Origin of the sequence: Streptomyces atratus (assembly GCF_040655115.1) — a bacterium.
Classification (GTDB): Bacteria; Actinomycetota; Actinomycetes; order Streptomycetales; family Streptomycetaceae; genus Streptomyces; species Streptomyces atratus_D.
In genome coordinates, this window is sequence record NZ_JBFAJH010000001.1 from 331,727 (window position 1) to 346,896 (window position 15,170).

The 15,170-nt window shown below is 68.8% G+C and carries 12 protein-coding genes and 1 pseudogene; 7 read left to right on the plus strand and 6 right to left on the minus strand.

Features of this window, described 5'->3' with window-relative positions; translation table 11 throughout:
• Nucleotides 1-143: 143 nt before the first annotated feature.
• The 4 genes from AB0I23_RS01575 to AB0I23_RS01590 are packed head-to-tail and all read left to right on the plus strand — an operon-like array spanning nucleotide 144 to nucleotide 5,111.
• Nucleotides 144-929: a class I SAM-dependent methyltransferase gene (locus AB0I23_RS01575; protein WP_359105833.1), complete on the plus strand. Its 786-nt coding sequence runs from the start codon at nucleotides 144-146 to the stop codon at nucleotides 927-929.
• Nucleotides 926-3,577, plus strand: a complete 2,652-nt coding sequence (locus AB0I23_RS01580; RefSeq protein ID WP_359105836.1) for an SUMF1/EgtB/PvdO family nonheme iron enzyme — start codon at nucleotides 926-928, stop codon at nucleotides 3,575-3,577. The genes AB0I23_RS01575 and AB0I23_RS01580 overlap by 4 nt, the downstream gene beginning before the upstream one ends.
• A complete protein-coding gene (locus AB0I23_RS01585; RefSeq protein WP_114246738.1) occupies nucleotides 3,574-3,834 on the plus strand; it encodes a hypothetical protein in 261 nt (86 codons plus the stop codon). Before AB0I23_RS01580 ends, AB0I23_RS01585 begins: the two co-directional genes overlap by 4 nt.
• Entirely contained in the window at nucleotides 3,831-5,111 is a 1,281-nt protein-coding gene (locus tag AB0I23_RS01590) for a hypothetical protein (RefSeq protein ID WP_359105838.1), read from the plus strand. The genes AB0I23_RS01585 and AB0I23_RS01590 overlap by 4 nt, the downstream gene beginning before the upstream one ends.
• A gap of 47 nt (nucleotides 5,112-5,158) precedes the next feature.
• Here AB0I23_RS01590 and AB0I23_RS01595 read toward each other — a convergent pair whose 3' ends face one another.
• Nucleotides 5,159-6,109: a TIGR04222 domain-containing membrane protein gene (locus AB0I23_RS01595; RefSeq protein ID WP_359105840.1), complete on the minus strand. Its 951-nt coding sequence runs from the start codon at nucleotides 6,107-6,109 to the stop codon at nucleotides 5,159-5,161.
• A 205-nt stretch (nucleotides 6,110-6,314) separates the two neighbouring features.
• On the opposite strand from AB0I23_RS01595, the gene AB0I23_RS01600 reads away from it, so the two are divergent.
• Nucleotides 6,315-7,193, plus strand: coding sequence for an NAD(P)-dependent oxidoreductase (locus AB0I23_RS01600; protein WP_359105843.1), 879 nt, complete (start codon nucleotides 6,315-6,317; stop codon nucleotides 7,191-7,193).
• A 62-nt stretch (nucleotides 7,194-7,255) separates the two neighbouring features.
• On the opposite strand, the pseudogene AB0I23_RS01605 reads toward AB0I23_RS01600, so the two are convergent.
• Nucleotides 7,256-7,489: pseudogene (locus AB0I23_RS01605) on the minus strand (alpha amylase C-terminal domain-containing protein); the annotation flags it as partial.
• Between the two features lie 185 nt (nucleotides 7,490-7,674).
• Entirely contained in the window at nucleotides 7,675-7,809 is a 135-nt protein-coding gene (locus tag AB0I23_RS01610) for a hypothetical protein (RefSeq protein WP_359105849.1), read from the minus strand.
• Nucleotides 7,810-8,023: 214 nt separating this feature from the next.
• Between AB0I23_RS01610 and AB0I23_RS01615 the strand changes: the two genes are divergently transcribed.
• On the plus strand, nucleotides 8,024-9,247 hold the full coding sequence (locus AB0I23_RS01615; protein ID WP_359105852.1) for a hypothetical protein: 1,224 nt from the start codon (nucleotides 8,024-8,026) through the stop codon (nucleotides 9,245-9,247).
• A gap of 164 nt (nucleotides 9,248-9,411) precedes the next feature.
• Here the strand turns inward: AB0I23_RS01615 and AB0I23_RS01620 are convergent, their stop codons facing one another.
• Nucleotides 9,412-10,383 (minus strand): helix-turn-helix transcriptional regulator, encoded by a 972-nt coding sequence (locus AB0I23_RS01620; RefSeq protein WP_359105855.1) that lies wholly within the window; start codon nucleotides 10,381-10,383, stop codon nucleotides 9,412-9,414.
• A gap of 262 nt (nucleotides 10,384-10,645) precedes the next feature.
• Between AB0I23_RS01620 and AB0I23_RS01625 the strand changes: the two genes are divergently transcribed.
• Nucleotides 10,646-10,870 carry a hypothetical protein gene (locus AB0I23_RS01625; RefSeq protein WP_359106231.1) on the plus strand — a complete coding sequence of 75 codons (225 nt, stop codon included), beginning with the start codon at nucleotides 10,646-10,648 and terminating at the stop codon, nucleotides 10,868-10,870.
• 56 nt (nucleotides 10,871-10,926) lie between these two features.
• Here the strand turns inward: AB0I23_RS01625 and glgB are convergent, their stop codons facing one another.
• Nucleotides 10,927-13,428, minus strand: coding sequence for a 1,4-alpha-glucan branching enzyme (glgB, locus tag AB0I23_RS01630; protein ID WP_359105857.1), 2,502 nt, complete (start codon nucleotides 13,426-13,428; stop codon nucleotides 10,927-10,929).
• A gap of 99 nt (nucleotides 13,429-13,527) precedes the next feature.
• On the minus strand, nucleotides 13,528-14,934 hold the full coding sequence (locus AB0I23_RS01635; protein ID WP_359105860.1) for a maltokinase N-terminal cap-like domain-containing protein: 1,407 nt from the start codon (nucleotides 14,932-14,934) through the stop codon (nucleotides 13,528-13,530).
• Between the last annotated feature and the right edge of the window lie 236 nt (nucleotides 14,935-15,170).

Here is a 15,170-nt window from a genome sequence, read left to right on the forward strand (position 1 = left end):
ATCACTGCCCTGCTCGCTGCGCCGCCGGACGTCGCCGAACCGGCAGTGGAAGAGCGGCGCATTACACGGTGTTGCCGGTCCTGTACGGCGCGATAGCCTGCCGCTGTCCGCCACATCAAGACCTGGGACGCGCGAGGGGGATCGTGGAGCGGCGCGATGTACAAGGGCACTATGAAGAACTGGCCGCCGAGTACGACGAGCACTGGGTATACGGGCCGGACTACATCCCCTGGATGTCGGCCCGCATCGCCGAAGCGCTGAGGCTCACCGCCAACGACCGCATCGCCGACATCGGTTGCGGCACAGGGCTGTTCGCGCGCGAAGTGGCGAAGTCCGTCCGGCCGAGCCGTCCCGTTCTCTGCGCCGATCCGTCTGAGGCGATGCTTCGTCAGATCGGGATGCCGCCCCCGCCCGGTCTGGCACCGGTTCTTGCCTCAGCCGAAGATATCGCCGAGGGGAATGTCGACCTGCCCTGTGGCCGGCTCGATGCGATGTGGCTGAAGGAATCGGTGCACCACCTCCCGGATCCGGCCCGGACGTTGCGCGGCCTGGCGGGGCGGCTGACGTCCGGTGGGCGCCTGCTCGTGGTCATGCTCCCGGCCACGATCCAGTACCCGTTGTTCGATAGAGCTCTCAGCCGCTTCGAAGAGCTGCAACCCGACCCCGCTGGCATCGTGGAGCACCTGACAGCGGCTGGGATGGAGGCAGGTCTCTCCCACGTCGAGCACGAGTTGCGCATCGACCGGGACAGGTACTTCGGCATGGTGCGCGCTCGCTACATGTCCTTGCTCTCCACCTTCAGCGACCATGAGATCGAGAAGGGGATCGAGGAGATGCGTGCCGCCCACCCCGAGCCCGTCCTTGTGTTTCCCGACCGGTTCGCCTTTGTCCTCGGGGAACTGCCGGATCAACGAGGTGAGGGCGAGTGAGTACCGTGGTCGATGAGCGGCTGCGTCGGCTCCGGGGTGAACTGGACGATCACGCACGGATCGCGGACCGTCTCGGGCTCGACCTCGAGCGTCCTCTGCGTTCCCTCGACGACGGCTATCCCGAGAACGCTGTCGCGCTTGTCGGCAAACTGACCGAGAAGCTGCTCAAGGAGTTATGGCGCCACCACAACATCGAAGGTGATCCTTCGACCAAGGCGCTGAACGACCTCGTCAAGCGCTGCCGTCCACACATCCGAAGCAGCACCGTGATGGACGCTCTGGACGACATCCGCCGCCTTCGTAATCGTTCCACGCACGACGGCTACGACATCAGCGACGAGGACGGGCTGCTGGCCGTGCGCCGCCTCGTCGATGTGCTGGTCTGGTTCACGAACACGGGGAGCCCCGCGCTCCTCGGCGGAGAGCCGGACCTGGCTCCCGAGGTGGCCCGCCGCTGTGAGTTCCTCGCAGGTCTGTACGTCACCCTCGGCTATCGGCAGGCCAAACGCTTCGTTCTCAGTCCCGACACTGTCTACCAGCTGTTCTGCCGTGAATCGGGCATGCGGCTCGAGTACGTGGAGCTCATGCTCTCCCGGGACGCCGACGATCTGAGCACGGTCCTCGCCTCCAGCGGTGGTGAGTTGTTGCGTACCCGATTGCCCAAGCTCACCAGGTTCGTCGTCCTGGAGGACGACAACGACAGTGCGGCATCCGGGGCGCTCCACCAGATGCTTGGACTGGACTTCCGGATCGTCCGCTACGACGGCTTCGTCGACACTCTCGTCAACCTCGAAACACACCTCGGCGCCGTATCCTCCATGGCCGCACCCGCAGAGCCCCGCGTGGCGATCACCGCCGCCGTGCTGTCCAACGACCCGCACACCGGGGAGCCCCGGACAACGGAGTCCGCCGACGCTGCGGAGCTGCTCACCCGTCTTGTCCGGGGCAGCGCGAACGTACTGGTCACCGGTCGCCCCGGGAGTGGTAAGAGCACGCTTCTACGCTCTCTGGCCGTCAACCCGGACACTCGCCGTTTCCGCTTCTACTTCGACCTCGGACTCAAGCCCAAGGACGAACCCTTCTCGGAGTACGCCGCGCGACTCCTGGCACCGTCCATGGCTTCGGACCGCTCCCGCGCCTACGACCTCTTTCTCTATTTGATCCGCTCAGGCACCGCACTCTGCGTGCTCGACGCCGTCGACGAGGGCGTCGATGAGGCGAGCCCCGCCGGTTTCCTGCGCCTGTTCGTGGATCTGGCGGCCGTGCTCTCGGCGGAGTCCGCCGTGGTCATGAGCTCGCGCGTGTCCTTCCTTGCCGACTCGCCGCAGGTCCGCCAGCTGCTGGACAGCGGCGCAGGCCGTTCCGAACAGCTCGTCGAGCAGATGTATGCCAATGGAGTCGACCCGGCCAGGGTCCCGCACTTTCACCTCGTACGCCTCGCCGAACCTGACGCAACACCGTTGGAAACGAGACTCACCGCGTCGCTCGGGCTGTCTCCGGGGCGTTCCCTCGCCGACATCCTCGGAACGCACATCACCCGGACCCTGGCCGATCGCGGACAGGCCGGCATCGAGCAGCGTCTGCCCGACTGCTTCGGGCACGCCTTTCTCGCCGACCGGACGGTGTTCTCCCTCCTCGACCTGCACCGGTCGCTGGGGACAGGCGTGTTCACCGACGGACGCCTTGAGCTCGACGCCTGTGTGCTCTCACCCTTGCTGCGTCCGGCAGGGCCCGATCAGGTCGCCTTCGTGCACACTGCGTACCAGGAACTGCTTGCGGCGCGGTATCTGGCCGAGGCCGGAAACCAGGACGCGGCAGTGGACGTGCCGGGCGGCGCCTTCCTCACCGAGCAGGTTCGGGCCTTCCTCGCCGGCCTTCCCAGTGCTCCCGCGACCGACGACTGCGTACTGCCCGCCGGGACGTATCTGGTCGGCCCGGCCGAACGACTACTGCTCCGTCGAGTCCCGCGATCCGTACGATTCGACCGCCACGCCGTGACGGTGCAGCGATACCGGCGCTTCCTCCAAGCGCTCAACAGCGATGGCACCTCGAGCTGGGACCATCCCGACCAGCCGGCCAACGTTACGCACCACCCCTGGATCGACAGGTTGCGCGAATCCGACTACTACGCCGACGCGCGCTACGACTCGTACCCGGCCGTCTGCGTCAACTGGTGGAGCGCGTACGCCTTCGCCGGGTTCGAGGGCAAGAGGCTGCCTACCTCCCTGGAGTGGGAAGCCGCTGCGCGTGGTACGAACGGCCGCCTGTTTCCCTGGGGCGACGAGCCCCGGGACGGACTGATCAACTGTGCGGACTCGTGGGTCGGGCGCCCTGTCGTCACCTACCAGGCGTGGTACGAGGAGTTCGCAGGCGACGCCGTCCGCCGGGCATGGGTGACGCCATCGGACGAACGGCCCGGAAACCGCTCTCCGTTCGGCATCGGCGACATGGTGGGCAACTGCTGGGAATGGACGTCGACCAGCCTCGGTGATCCGGGTGAGGCTGTCATTTGCGGCGGCAGCTATGACAACCCGATGCGTGCTGTACAGGCAAGCAGTAAGGGTCTCTACCGGAAACGCGGGGGAAGCAACGCGGTTGGCTTCCGCTGCGTGGAGGACATCACCGATACCGAGGAGACGGTGGCATGAGTGGCGAACCGCGTCACGGCACGATTGTCGACAGGCGTTCGAGTGGCGGGGGAGTGAACGGCACGCTCGGTTCGTACATCGTCCGAGACGACGAGGACCAGCGGTATTATGGATTCGATTACCGGCAGATCGTGACTGAAGGCTTCCGCACCATCCGTACCGGTGAGCGTGTCCGCTTCCATGTCTCGGCGAGCCCCGACCGGGCCGAGTTCGTCATCCGCCTCGACCAGCCTGATCCGTCCGAGTACTACGGATGACTGCCGTGTCCCCCTCACTCGAAACCATCACCGGTGTGCGCCAGGAGCTGACAGTTGTCGTCCCGGTGCGTCTGCTGCGGACTCCCGACTGGGCCGAGGGGCCGTTCCCCTTCGAGCTGGGCAGCCGTCGCACCGATACTGCGACCCGGGCAACCTATTTCGCTCCGGCCTCCGCGAGAGTCCTATACGGCGCGCCTGGCCGGCCCCGACGCTGGTACCGGTCGGCGTCGGTCGTTCATAACGGCCTGCACCTCATCGGTATGGAGCTTCTCCGTACGGCCACCGCCCGTAATCCTGAACACGCTCTCGCAGTGCTCCACTTCACGGTGCACAGGCCGCTGTTGCCTGTGGTGCGCGCGATAGCGGGACGAGTGATCACCGACGGCGACGCCGCGACGCTCACAGGCCCGCTGGATTCCGGCGAGCTTCTCGCGGGTATCGCGGAAGTCACCAGCGGTACAGGCACATTCGCCATAGCCCGCCCTTACACCATTGCCTTTCTCACTCCCGAGGCCGAGCACACTCCAGCGCTGCGCGCAGGCCACGAAGGGCCACTGCCGGCCACGGCCGACCGCTGGCTCTGGCAGCTGGCGTCACGCTCGAACCCGGCCGACTTCCCGCTTGCCCCGGAGACCGCCGCGGCAGAGCTCAGCAGCGCCGTGCGTATCTCGGCGGACTGGAGCGCCCTGGTGCTCCGGCAGGGCGCCGCGTTCCTCGGCCATCGTGCCGATGCGGGGGACGGTGACTTCTACGCGTTCGGCGCCCTGCACTCGCGCACCGTATACCTCGACGCCCTGCTGCTCGGGTCCCTCCAGCGCGACCACATCGACGAGCTGACCGACGAACTTTCGGACGTCTTCGACACCACGCATCTGGCGCGCAGAGTCGCAATGCTGGAGCGGAACATCGCGGTCTTCCGCAGCACCTACTGGCGTCAGCACCTGACCGCCCACGGTCCGGCCAACGAACTGCTGCTCGCCTTCCAGCGGCAGCATCGACTACCGGACCGCTTCGGCGAAATCTTGGCCGAGGCAGCCGACTACAGCCGACTCGTGCAGACTCAGGAGAGCCAGCAGATCAGCGGCGCCCTGGGGATCCTCACGATTCTGGGCCTGCCGCTCGGCACCGCGCTCGGCATACTCCAGGTCATCGGCGACGAGTCGCTCTCGCACCTGCTCGTCGCTCTCGGGCTCTCCGTCGCCGCAACGGCAACCGCGCTCGCGACGCCTTACGGGCGACTGGTTCTGTCCTCGCTACGCAGGGGCAGCAGGCTGTAGACGGGCGCTCCTCAGCCTTTCGCGCAACGATGCAGCTTCCTCAGTGCTCAGTAGTTGCCGCCACCGCAGCTGCTGCCACCGCCGCAACTGTGGTGGTGACCCCCTCCGTCGTGCGAGGGGCCGTGCGAGGCGCCGGCTCCGTAGGAGCCGTGGCCGCTGTCGCTCCCGTAGGTGTCCGCGTTCTCGTGGTCGGAGTCCGAATCCAGTGCCTTCCCGTACTTGATCAGCATCCGTCCCACCGACGGCAGCCGCCCCCCGCCCCCGTCCCACCGCCGAGAGCGTCGGCGCTCGCCCGGCAGCCCGCTCCGCCCGTCGAACACCACGGTTCCGAGCGTGGCCGACGCCCACGGCTCGGCGGCGCGTATCGCTGTGAGGCGGCGTCGGCCCGCCGGGGTCAGCAGGCCCGGTGCCGGGCACAGCATCCGCACGGCCAGGCAGCAGGCGCCCACCACGACGAACGGCGCCGTCTGTCGCAGCCCCTGCGGGACGGCGAAGGCGGCCAGGACCACCGTTCCGCACACCACGGCGACCAGGACCCGCGCGGCGAACAGCCGGGCCCGGGCGCGGGACGGGGTCAGCAGCAGACCGTACGGGACGAGCCGGTCGCCGATCTCGCGTACGGCCCCGGCCCGCACCGCCCGTACCCGCAGCAGCGTCGGGGTCGTGGAGCCCGAGGTCCGCCACTTGTCGATCACGACCCGCTCCACCGGATGCTCGGGTTCCGTCCAGGGCTCGGGCAACCGCAGCCGCCCACCCGACCCGATCACGACGTTGTTGTCACTGCCCCACAGGGTGTGGAGCGCCGCCTCCACCACCCGCTCGGGCCCGCCCGCCAGGAAAGCCGCATCGTACGGACCCAGCTCGGAAGCGCGCGCCCGCCGCCGCCACGGCAGCAACCGCCGCCCGGACAGGGCCAGGCAGGCGGCGGCGGTGAGCAGCGCCGCCGCGGAGTCGATGAGCGTGAGTGCGGTCCACATGGCAGCCCCCGATCCGGACATGCTCCGGATGAATGTGCGTATGCGAGGGATATCTCCGCCTGACGCCCGCCCAACCCGAAGAAGCCCGATACCAGAGCTTGTTCTGAGCTTTCTCCCCGTTTCTCCGAGAGCTGTTGCTTACCTTCCGGTGCGTATCCGACGTGAAAGTCGGTTCTTGTGGGCCCGGGTCATGGCGATGAGCATGATGCGCATGACACCTTCTGCGATGACAAAGACGCCTGCGCCTGCCCCCGTCACGGTGATCGGCCTGGGCGCGATGGGCCGGGCACTCGCCGGCGCCTTTCTGGACGCCGGCCATCCCACCACCGTCTGGAACCGTTCCACCGACAAGGGTGAGGAGCTCGTCGCCCGGGGCGCGGTCCGCGCTCCATCGGCCGAAGAGGCGGTACGCGCGAGCGAGTTGGTGGTTGTCTGTGTCGTCGACCACGATGCGGCGCACACGATCCTCGCCCCGCTGACGGACGCGCTCGCCGGACGCGTCCTGGTCAATCTCACCTCGGACACCCCGGACCGCGCCCGTACCGCCGCCGCCTGGGCGGACGCGCACTCCCTCGACTACCTGGAGGGCGCGATCATGGTGCCGATCGAGGTGATCGGCACCCAGGATGCGCTGATCTTCTACGCAGGCTCGCAGCGCGCGTACGACACGTACGGGACCGTGCTCAAGGCGCTCGGTGCCAACGCCCCGTTCCTGGGCCCGGACCACGCCCTCGCCGCCGCGTACGACATGGCGATGCTGGACTTCTTCTACGGCAGCATGGCGGGACTGGTCCATGCCTTCGCGCTGGCCAGGGCCGAGAACATCCCCGCTGCCGCCCTTGCCCCGTATCTGCAGACCATCGTGGGCATCCTGCCGCCGATCGTGACCGGGACGGCGGCCGACATCGACGCGCGGAAGTACGACGGCGTGGGTGCCAACCTCGCCATGATGACCGCCAGTGTCGACCACCTTCTGCACGCCGCTCGTGACAAGGGACTGGACACGTCGCAGCTCCAGGCGATCAAGTCCGTCTCCGACCGCGCGATCGCACAGGGGCACGGCGCCGACTCCTGGGCCAGCACGGTCGAGGCACTTGGCGGCTGAGGCATCCGGTCGGCGGCGGCGCCGGGCTCGCGGGACATCCCCCCGCAAGCCCGGCGGCTGCGTCACACCGGCTGCAGCCACACCGTCGCCAGCGGCGGCAGGGTCAGAAGAATGCTGCTCGGCCTGGAGTGCGCGCCCGCCGATTGGGGCTTCAGCGGCCCGGCGCTGTGGATGTCGCTGCCGCCGTACCTGGCCCTGTCCGTGTTGAGGACCTCTGCCCACGCCACCGGATCACCGAGCACGTCCGGGACCCCGATCCGGTAGTCGTGGCGCACCACCGGGCCGGTATGGTCAACGCCATCACCGGGTCCGACGAAGCGGCCATGTTCGGCGGGTACATGCGGAACGGCGCCTTCTTCATGCCGTCGGCGGCGGAGGCCAACCTCGTCAAGGTCGCGCAGAACGGCGGCCTCGCGAACGCCGCGAAGGCCGCCGGATGGATTCGGGGCGCGGGTGTCGTCGGCGGTGTCGCGGCGACCGCCTACGGCGTGGCGAATATGGCCACGTACGACGCGGTCATGATCAAGGCCAATCCCTCGAAGTTCGCCACAGACCTCAGCGGAACGGCGTTCAGCGCGTCGATGACCGCGCTGACCGTGGCGCCAAACCCGGTCACGGCCGGACTGGCCATCGGCACAGGCGTGTTTCCAGTCGGCTTGTTCGGCGGTGAGGCTGGTGACGGCGTGGACGGTCGGCAGCCGTTGACGTGGTTGTCAGGTTTCAGACACTGCCGGTTCCGGTCAGCCGGAAGGTATTCACAGCCTGCAACGGGGCTTACACACTGGGTTTGCCCGCGGATACACCTGCGGGTGCCTCGAAAAGGAGCCCCTGTGAAGAAGACCCTCTCCCTGGCGGCCAGTCTGGCAGTCGCCGCGACCTGTGCGCTCGGTGCGGCGCTTCCTGTGCACGCCGCCGACAGGATCCCGACGACGAGCGTCGCCAGCCAGGCACTTCAGTCGGCCATCGACAGCTCCACGGCGACCCCGCGGGCCAAAGCCCTTGCCGAGCAGATCCTGGCCGAACTGCCGGCCGACTGGGAGTCCCGCGCCCAGGCAGCCGCTGCGAAGTACGGCATCGACGACTCGCGGTGGAGCGCGATCCGCGACAGCGTGATCAACCCCGACGACCACCAGTGCCAGTCGACGGAGCTCAAGACCTGGGCTCGCAGCCTTCTCATGGGCGCCGAAGACCCGTTCACCATCTTTATGCTCTCGATCTTCGACGGCTTCAACCTCCCGACCTACGACGCGCTGATCTTCGGCGAGGAGTCAAGCTCGAACACCTTCGGTGTCAACGGCGAGTACACCCAGAAGCTCCCCACCGAGATGAAGAACCTCAAGCGCTTCTGGGACATCAACTCGGCGGACATCCAGCTGGTACCTCTGCACGGGGCCGATATCTTCTCCAGCCCCGAGCGGGTCGCCCGTACGCTCGCCGTGCTGTACGGCGGGACCCCCGAGGACAAGCTCGACCTTGCCAACATGTTCATCGAACTGGTCAACATGGAACCGATCCTCAAGGGCGGCGCCAACCCGATCTTCAGCTTCAACGCATTCGCCTACACCGAGGAGCGCGAGCCGGAGCCGACCGGCATCTCCGACCGGATCATCGTGGGCGACGGCATCCTGCAGGGCATGGACGCCGTGGGACTGGGCGATGTCGCGCCGCGGGCGATCGTGGGCCACGAGTTCGGCCACCACGTGCAGTATGAGGACGACCTCTTCGCGGGCGACCTCAACGGCCCCGAGGCCACCCGCCGTACCGAGCTCATGGCAGATGCCTTCGGGACGTACTACGTGACCCACGCCCGCGGCGAGGCGCTCAACACCGACCGCGTCCTGAAGGCCCAGAAGTCCTTCTATCAGGTCGGGGACTGCGGCTTCGACAACCCGGGCCACCATGGCACGCCGAACCAGCGGCTCGCCGCGTCCACCTGGGCGGCTGACGTGGTCAAGGACGCCCCGAACCAGGGCCACATCCTGCCGTCGCTCAAGTTCGCCGGGATGTTCGATGCCAAGCTTCCCGACCTGGTCAAGCCGGACGCCGTCGGCTGACGCACGGTCCGGCGGCAGTACAGCGGGGCACTCGTCCGAGTGCCCCGCCACCCGCCCGGGGCGGGTCGGCCCGCCCCGGGCGGGTGGCGGGCGAGAGCGGCATGCCGGCACAGAATGCGAGGGAGCGCTTCGCCAGGGCTGCGGTCCCTGGACAGGGCTGCAGTTCAGAACCAGCCGCGGCGGCCGGCCTGGACACCGAGCTGGAACCGGGTCTGGGCGCCGAACACCTCCTGCAGTCGGGCGATGCGTCGGGACACGGTCCGCTCGCTCACCCCGAGCTCACGGGCGATCGACTCATCGGTCAGCCCGGCACCGAGGTAGTTCAAGAGCTGTCGCGCGTCGTTTCTCCGACTGGTCTCGAGGTCGACGACCTCGCGGACGGAAGGAAGCGGGACGGCCATCCGCCAGTACGACTCGAAGACTCCGATAAGCCCGTCCAACAGGCCCGACCGGTGGACGATCACGCTGTGGTGTCCCACCCGGTCCGGTGCGGTGACGGACAGCACGGCCAGACGGTCGTCGCAGACCAGTGCGTTCAGCGCGACATCGTGGAAGACCCGTGCCTGCTCCCCGCGGGCGACGCACGCGTGTGCCGCCTCCAGCGCCTTGGGCACCTGCAGGATGTTGGCGCTGTATACCACCCGGTAGACGATCCCGCGGGACATGGCGTCCAACGCTTCCGTGTCCACCTCCGGTACACGCTCGCCTCCACCCGCCGGCCCGATTGACAGAGCGCGCACCTCCGACGCGGCCTCGCGGTGGATCCGCCGCTGGATCGCATCGGGTCTGGAGGAGGTGTCGACGACCTCCACGTAGTCCGATCCCGAGGTGTGGTCGAACCAGAACCGCGACAGGAGCGTCGCACTCTCGTAGGCGTTCCGGGCTTCGCGTGCGCGCCGTTCGGCGACGGCCTCGAGCGTCGCGCGCGGTGGCTGCGCGGTCAGTCTGTCGCCGGCGCGCGACACCAGGCCGATGCGGGTGAGTTCGTCGATCGCCTGCGGGAGCTCTTCGACGGGCGACCCGACCGGTCCCCACCGTCCGACGAGCTCGGCCAGGGTCTGCGGACCGTACTCCACGAGCGCGAGGTAGGCGGCTTCGGCGGTCGCGGAGAGTCCGAGGGACTGCAGTGGGCGCATCCTGAGTATGTCGCCGTGCGCCCCAGGGGCAGTGACGGACACGCAGCCTCCCACGGGCCGGTCGGCGGTCTCTTACGGATCCGCACGGGGCGGATCGCCGGAAGGCCCGCCGCCAACGTTCAGCGGATCAGGGCGAACCGTGACGATGAACGGCCGCGACACGCACCCCCACTGGCCCATCCCAAGGCGCTCCGCGCATCCGCTGAGGCGCCGCCAGCGTAGCACCGTGTGATCATGCGACCGGGAAGGGCTCCTGCCGCCCATCGTGGCCGGGACGGCGGCCGACATCGAAGCGAAGCAGTACAACGGCGCCGGCGCCAACCTCGCCGTGACGACCGCCGACGTCGATCACGTGCTTCACGCGACCCGCAGCAGAGGATTGGACACCTCCCAGCTGGAGGCGATCAAGGCCGTCTCCGACCGTGCGATCGCCAAGGGCCACGGTGCCGACTCCTGGGCGAGTGCGATCGAGGCGCTCGGCGGCTGAGCGGGCATGGTGCGGGGCCCGCAACCTGGAGCCGGCCGCGGGTCCCGGGGGTGGACTCAGACCGGCTTGAACCAGACCGTCGCCAGCGGCGGCAGCGTCAGCAGGATGCTGCCGGGCCGGCCGTGCGCGGCCACCGGATCGGGCTTCAGCGGACCGGGATGGTGTACGTCGCTGCCTCCGTACCGTGCGGCGTCCGTGTTGAGGACTTCCACCCATGCGACCTGATCACCGAGGACGTCCGGGACGCCGATGCGGTAGTCGTGCCGCACCACCGGGGAGAAATTGCTGACGGCGAGAAGCGGCGAGCCATGCGCGTCGTAGCGCAGGAAAGCGAAGGCGTTGTCCTCGGCCGCACCGCCGTCCACCCAGTCGAAGCCTTCCGGGACGGTGTCGCGCTGCCAGAGCGCGGGGGTGCTGCCGTACACCGTGTTCAGGTCGCCGACCAGGGTGCGTACGCCCCGGTGGTCGCTCTCCGCCGCGTACGACGGGTCGAGCAGCCACCAGTCCGGACCGTGCCTCTCCGACCATTCCGCGCCCTGGGCGAACTCCTGCCCCATGAAGAGGAGTTGTTTGCCCGGGTGGGCCCACATGAAACCGAGGTACGCCCGGTGATTGGCGCGCTGCTGCCACCAGTCGCCGGGCATCTTGCTGACCAGCGACTGCTTGCCGTGCACGACCTCGTCGTGCGAGATCGGCAGCACGTAGTTCTCGCTGTACGCGTACACCATCGAGAACGTCATCTCGTTGTGGTGGTACTTGCGGTGCACCGGTTCCTTCGACACGTACTCCAGGGAGTCGTGCATCCAGCCCATGTTCCACTTCAGCCCGAAGCCGAGTCCGCCGAAGCCGCCGGGGCCGACATGATGTGTAGGGCGCGTGACGCCGTCCCAGGCCGTGGACTCCTCGGCGATCGTGACGACGCCCGGATTGCGCCGGTAGACGGTGGCGTTCATCTCCTGGAGGAAGGCGACGGCATCCAGATTCTCCCGGCCGCCGTGCTGGTTCGGAGCCCAATCACCGTTCTCGCGCGAGTAGTCCAGGTAGAGCATCGAGGCGACGGCATCGACCCGCAGCCCGTCGATGTGGAACTCCTCGCACCAGTACGTGGCGTTGGCGACCAGGAAGTTGCGCACCTCGGTGCGGCCGTAGTCGAATTCGAGCGTGCCCCAGTCGGGGTGCGCGGCCCGGGCCGGGTCCGAGTGCTCGTACAGCGGACGGCCGTCGAATTCGGCAAGTGCCCAGTCGTCACGCGGGAAGTGCGCGGGCACCCAGTCGACGATGACGCCGATGCCGGCCCGGTGCAGTGCGTCGACGAGATACCGGAAGTCGTCCGGCGATCCCATCCGCGAGGTCGGGGCGAAGAAACCGGTGACCTGATAGCCCCAGGAGCCGCCGAACGGATGCTCGGAGACCGGCATCAGCTCCACATGCGTGAATCCCAGATCCCTTACATAGGCGGGGAGCTGCTCGGCCAGCTGGCGGTAGGTGAGACCCGGCCGCCAGGACGGAAGATGCACCTCGTACACCGAGAACGGCGCCTCATGCAGGGGTACGTCCCCGCGGTGCGCCATCCAGTCCTGATCCCGCCACTCATGGTGCGAGGCCGTCACGATCGAGGCGGTGGCGGGCGGGACCTCGGCGCGGCGGGCCATCGGGTCGGAGCGCACCGTGTGGGAACCGTCCGGCCGGCAGATGTCGAACTTGTAGAGCGCGCCTTCCCCGATGGCGGGAAGGAACAACTCCCAGACGCCGGTCGAACCGAGCGAACGCATCGGGAAGCCCGTGCCGTCCCAGTAGTTGAAGTCCCCGACGACCCGGACCCCGCGGGCATTGGGCGCCCAGACGGTGAACCGTGTTCCGGTGACCCCCTGGTGCTCCATGGGCCGCGCACCGAGGGCCGTCCACAGCTCCTCGTGCCGCCCCTCGCCGATCAGATGCAGATCGAGATCGCCGAGCGCGGGCAGGAAGCGGTACGGGTCCTGGACCTCGATCTCGTTGTCCTCGTAGCCGACCAGGAGCTGGTACTCGGGGACGGCGGGCATCGGCAGCAGCCCGGAGAACAGCCCGTCGCCGTCGTCGTGAAGCTCCGCCCGCAGCCCCTTGGCGAGCACGGTCACGGAACGCGCGAACGGACGCAGCACCCGCAGCGCCACACCGCCGCGGACCATGTGCGCGCCGAGCAGATCGTGCGGTGCGTGGTGCTCACCGGCGAGCAGCCGACCGCGGTCCCCGTCGTCGAGGGCACGCACCGGCCGGACCCCGCGGCCCCCACCGCCGGCGCGCCGCGGACGGGGCGGTGCGGCAGCGGTCCGCTTCTCCGTGGTCTTCTTCCGCTTGGTGGGGGCAGCCGTTGACGCCGAAGGGCCCGCAGATGCTGACGGTGCCGCGGGCGCCTGAGTCGCTTCCGGTGTCGATGGGGTCGCGGCGGCCGCGGCGGGGGCAGAAGTCACGGCGGCTGCGGGTGTCGCGACGGGCTCCGGCGGCGCGGGCTCGACGGGCGGGGGCGCCGCGGCCGCGGCGGGATCGGGCGCGTTGTGGGACGGCTTGCGGGCGGTCACAGGGACAGCCTCCTCGGGGGGTGTGGGTGAATCGGGGCGGGCGGGGCGTGACGGGTGGGGGAACGCCGCAGTGGCCGGAAGCGGGCGGTGTGTGGCGCATCAGTCGACGGCGGCGGCCAGACGTTGGATCGCGGCCATCGGCACCGGCAGCCAGTCGGGCCGGTGCCGGGCCTCGTACAGCACCTCGTACACGGCCTTGTCCGTCTCATGGGCCCGCAACAACTCCGGTTCGCTGCGCGGATCGACGCCCGCGGCCTCCGCGTACCCGTCGCAGTAGGCAGTCCGGCAGTGTGCCGCCCACTCGGCGTTCCAGGGCCGGTGGGAGCGGGCCGCGTAGTCGAAGGAACGGAGCATGCCCGCGATGTCGCGCACCGGAGGCTGCGGACGGCGGCGCTCCATAAGGGGGCGCGTCGGTTCGCCCTCGAAGTCGATCAGTGACCAGAAGCCGTCGGCCGCGCGCAGGGTCTGGCCGAGATGCAGATCGCCGTGCACACGCTGTGCGGCCCAGTCGCGGCCCCTGTGCCCCGGTGCGGCAACGGCGTCGAACGCCGTACGCAGTCCGGGAACGTACGGCATCAGCGCCGGTACGGCGTGGGCAGCCGCCTCCAGCCGCTCCATCATCCCGGCGGCGAGATGCTCGGTCTGGGAGCGGCGCAGCACGGGCGTCGGCAGCGCGGTGGCGAGTGCCGTGTGCACCTCGGCGGTGGCGCGTCCGAGTGCGCGTGCCTCACGGGTGAAGTCATGGCCCGTGGCCAGGGCCCGCAGCGCGAGCTGCCAGCCGTCCTCCGCGCCCCGCAGGAACGGCTGGAGAACGCCGAGGGTGAGCGGCTCCGATGCTGTCGCCTCGAACCAGGCGACGGGTTCCGGCACCCGACCGCAGCCCTCCCGGGAGAGGGCGAGCGGCAGTTCCAGATCGGGATTGGTCCCCGGGAAGACCCTGCGGAAGATCTTCAGGATGTAGGCGTTGCCGTAGACGAGCGAGGAGTTGGACTGCTCCGCATCGAGCACCCGCGGGGCGAGCCCGGCGGGGATGGGGGCGGCGCCCCGGTCGAAACGGAGGGGGCCGAGGGTCCCGGGGGTGCGCAACCGTTCCAGCAGAAGTTCGGCGAGCCGCGGATCGTGCAGCCCCTCGTAGACCGCCAGGCCGGCCAGTGGACCTCCCTTCACATGGCCGATGAGGGCGGGGGCGAGCCGTGGTGGCAGCGTGGCCCGCACCCCGAGCAGCATCTGGTAGCAGTCGTCGGGGGGCTGGGTCGGCACGGACGGCTGATGGACCCGGACCAGCAGATGGAGCAGCCCGGGCCCGCTGCCGGAGCTGTTCCCTGCGGATTCGGTATCCACCGGCAGTATTTCGGTCGCCGAGACGAGGGAGAAGGCCGTGACCGGCCGTCCCTTGCCTGCGAACCACCGCTGCCGGGGCAGCCACTCATGCAGCAGTGGGGCGAGTGACGGGAGTAGTGCTGTGCTGTTGGCGAGGGCGACCCGAGTGGATGCAGCCTTCGACATGGCATCGCGTCCTTTCCCCGGGCACACCACAGGATGCGAAGAGTGTCCCGGATTGCGGCAATAGCTGTCCGGCTGTGCGGGACGTGTCGGGTCAGGAAGATTTGTACGGACTCGACGTGCAGGGCTCCAGAACCCCCGAAGCCCCCTGAGGCCCCCGTCGGACTCCGAAGAACTCCGACGAACTTTGAAGCGCCTTGGCGCATTCGGGGAGAGAATCCCTGAAGAGCTCGATGTGG

Bases quoted from the DNA above. Each gene is read 5' to 3' on its own strand.
- AB0I23_RS01585 (WP_114246738.1), top strand. From the start codon at position 3,574: ATGAGTGGCGAACCGCGTCACGGCACGATTGTCGACAGGCGTTCGAGT.
- AB0I23_RS01590 (WP_359105838.1), top strand. From the start codon at position 3,831: ATGACTGCCGTGTCCCCCTCACTCGAAACCATCACCGGTGTGCGCCAG.
- AB0I23_RS01595 (WP_359105840.1), bottom strand. From the start codon at position 6,109: ATGTCCGGATCGGGGGCTGCCATGTGGACCGCACTCACGCTCATCGAC.
- AB0I23_RS01600 (WP_359105843.1), top strand. From the start codon at position 6,315: ATGACAAAGACGCCTGCGCCTGCCCCCGTCACGGTGATCGGCCTGGGC.
- AB0I23_RS01620 (WP_359105855.1), bottom strand. From the start codon at position 10,383: ATGCGCCCACTGCAGTCCCTCGGACTCTCCGCGACCGCCGAAGCCGCC.
- AB0I23_RS01635 (WP_359105860.1), bottom strand. From the start codon at position 14,934: ATGTCGAAGGCTGCATCCACTCGGGTCGCCCTCGCCAACAGCACAGCA.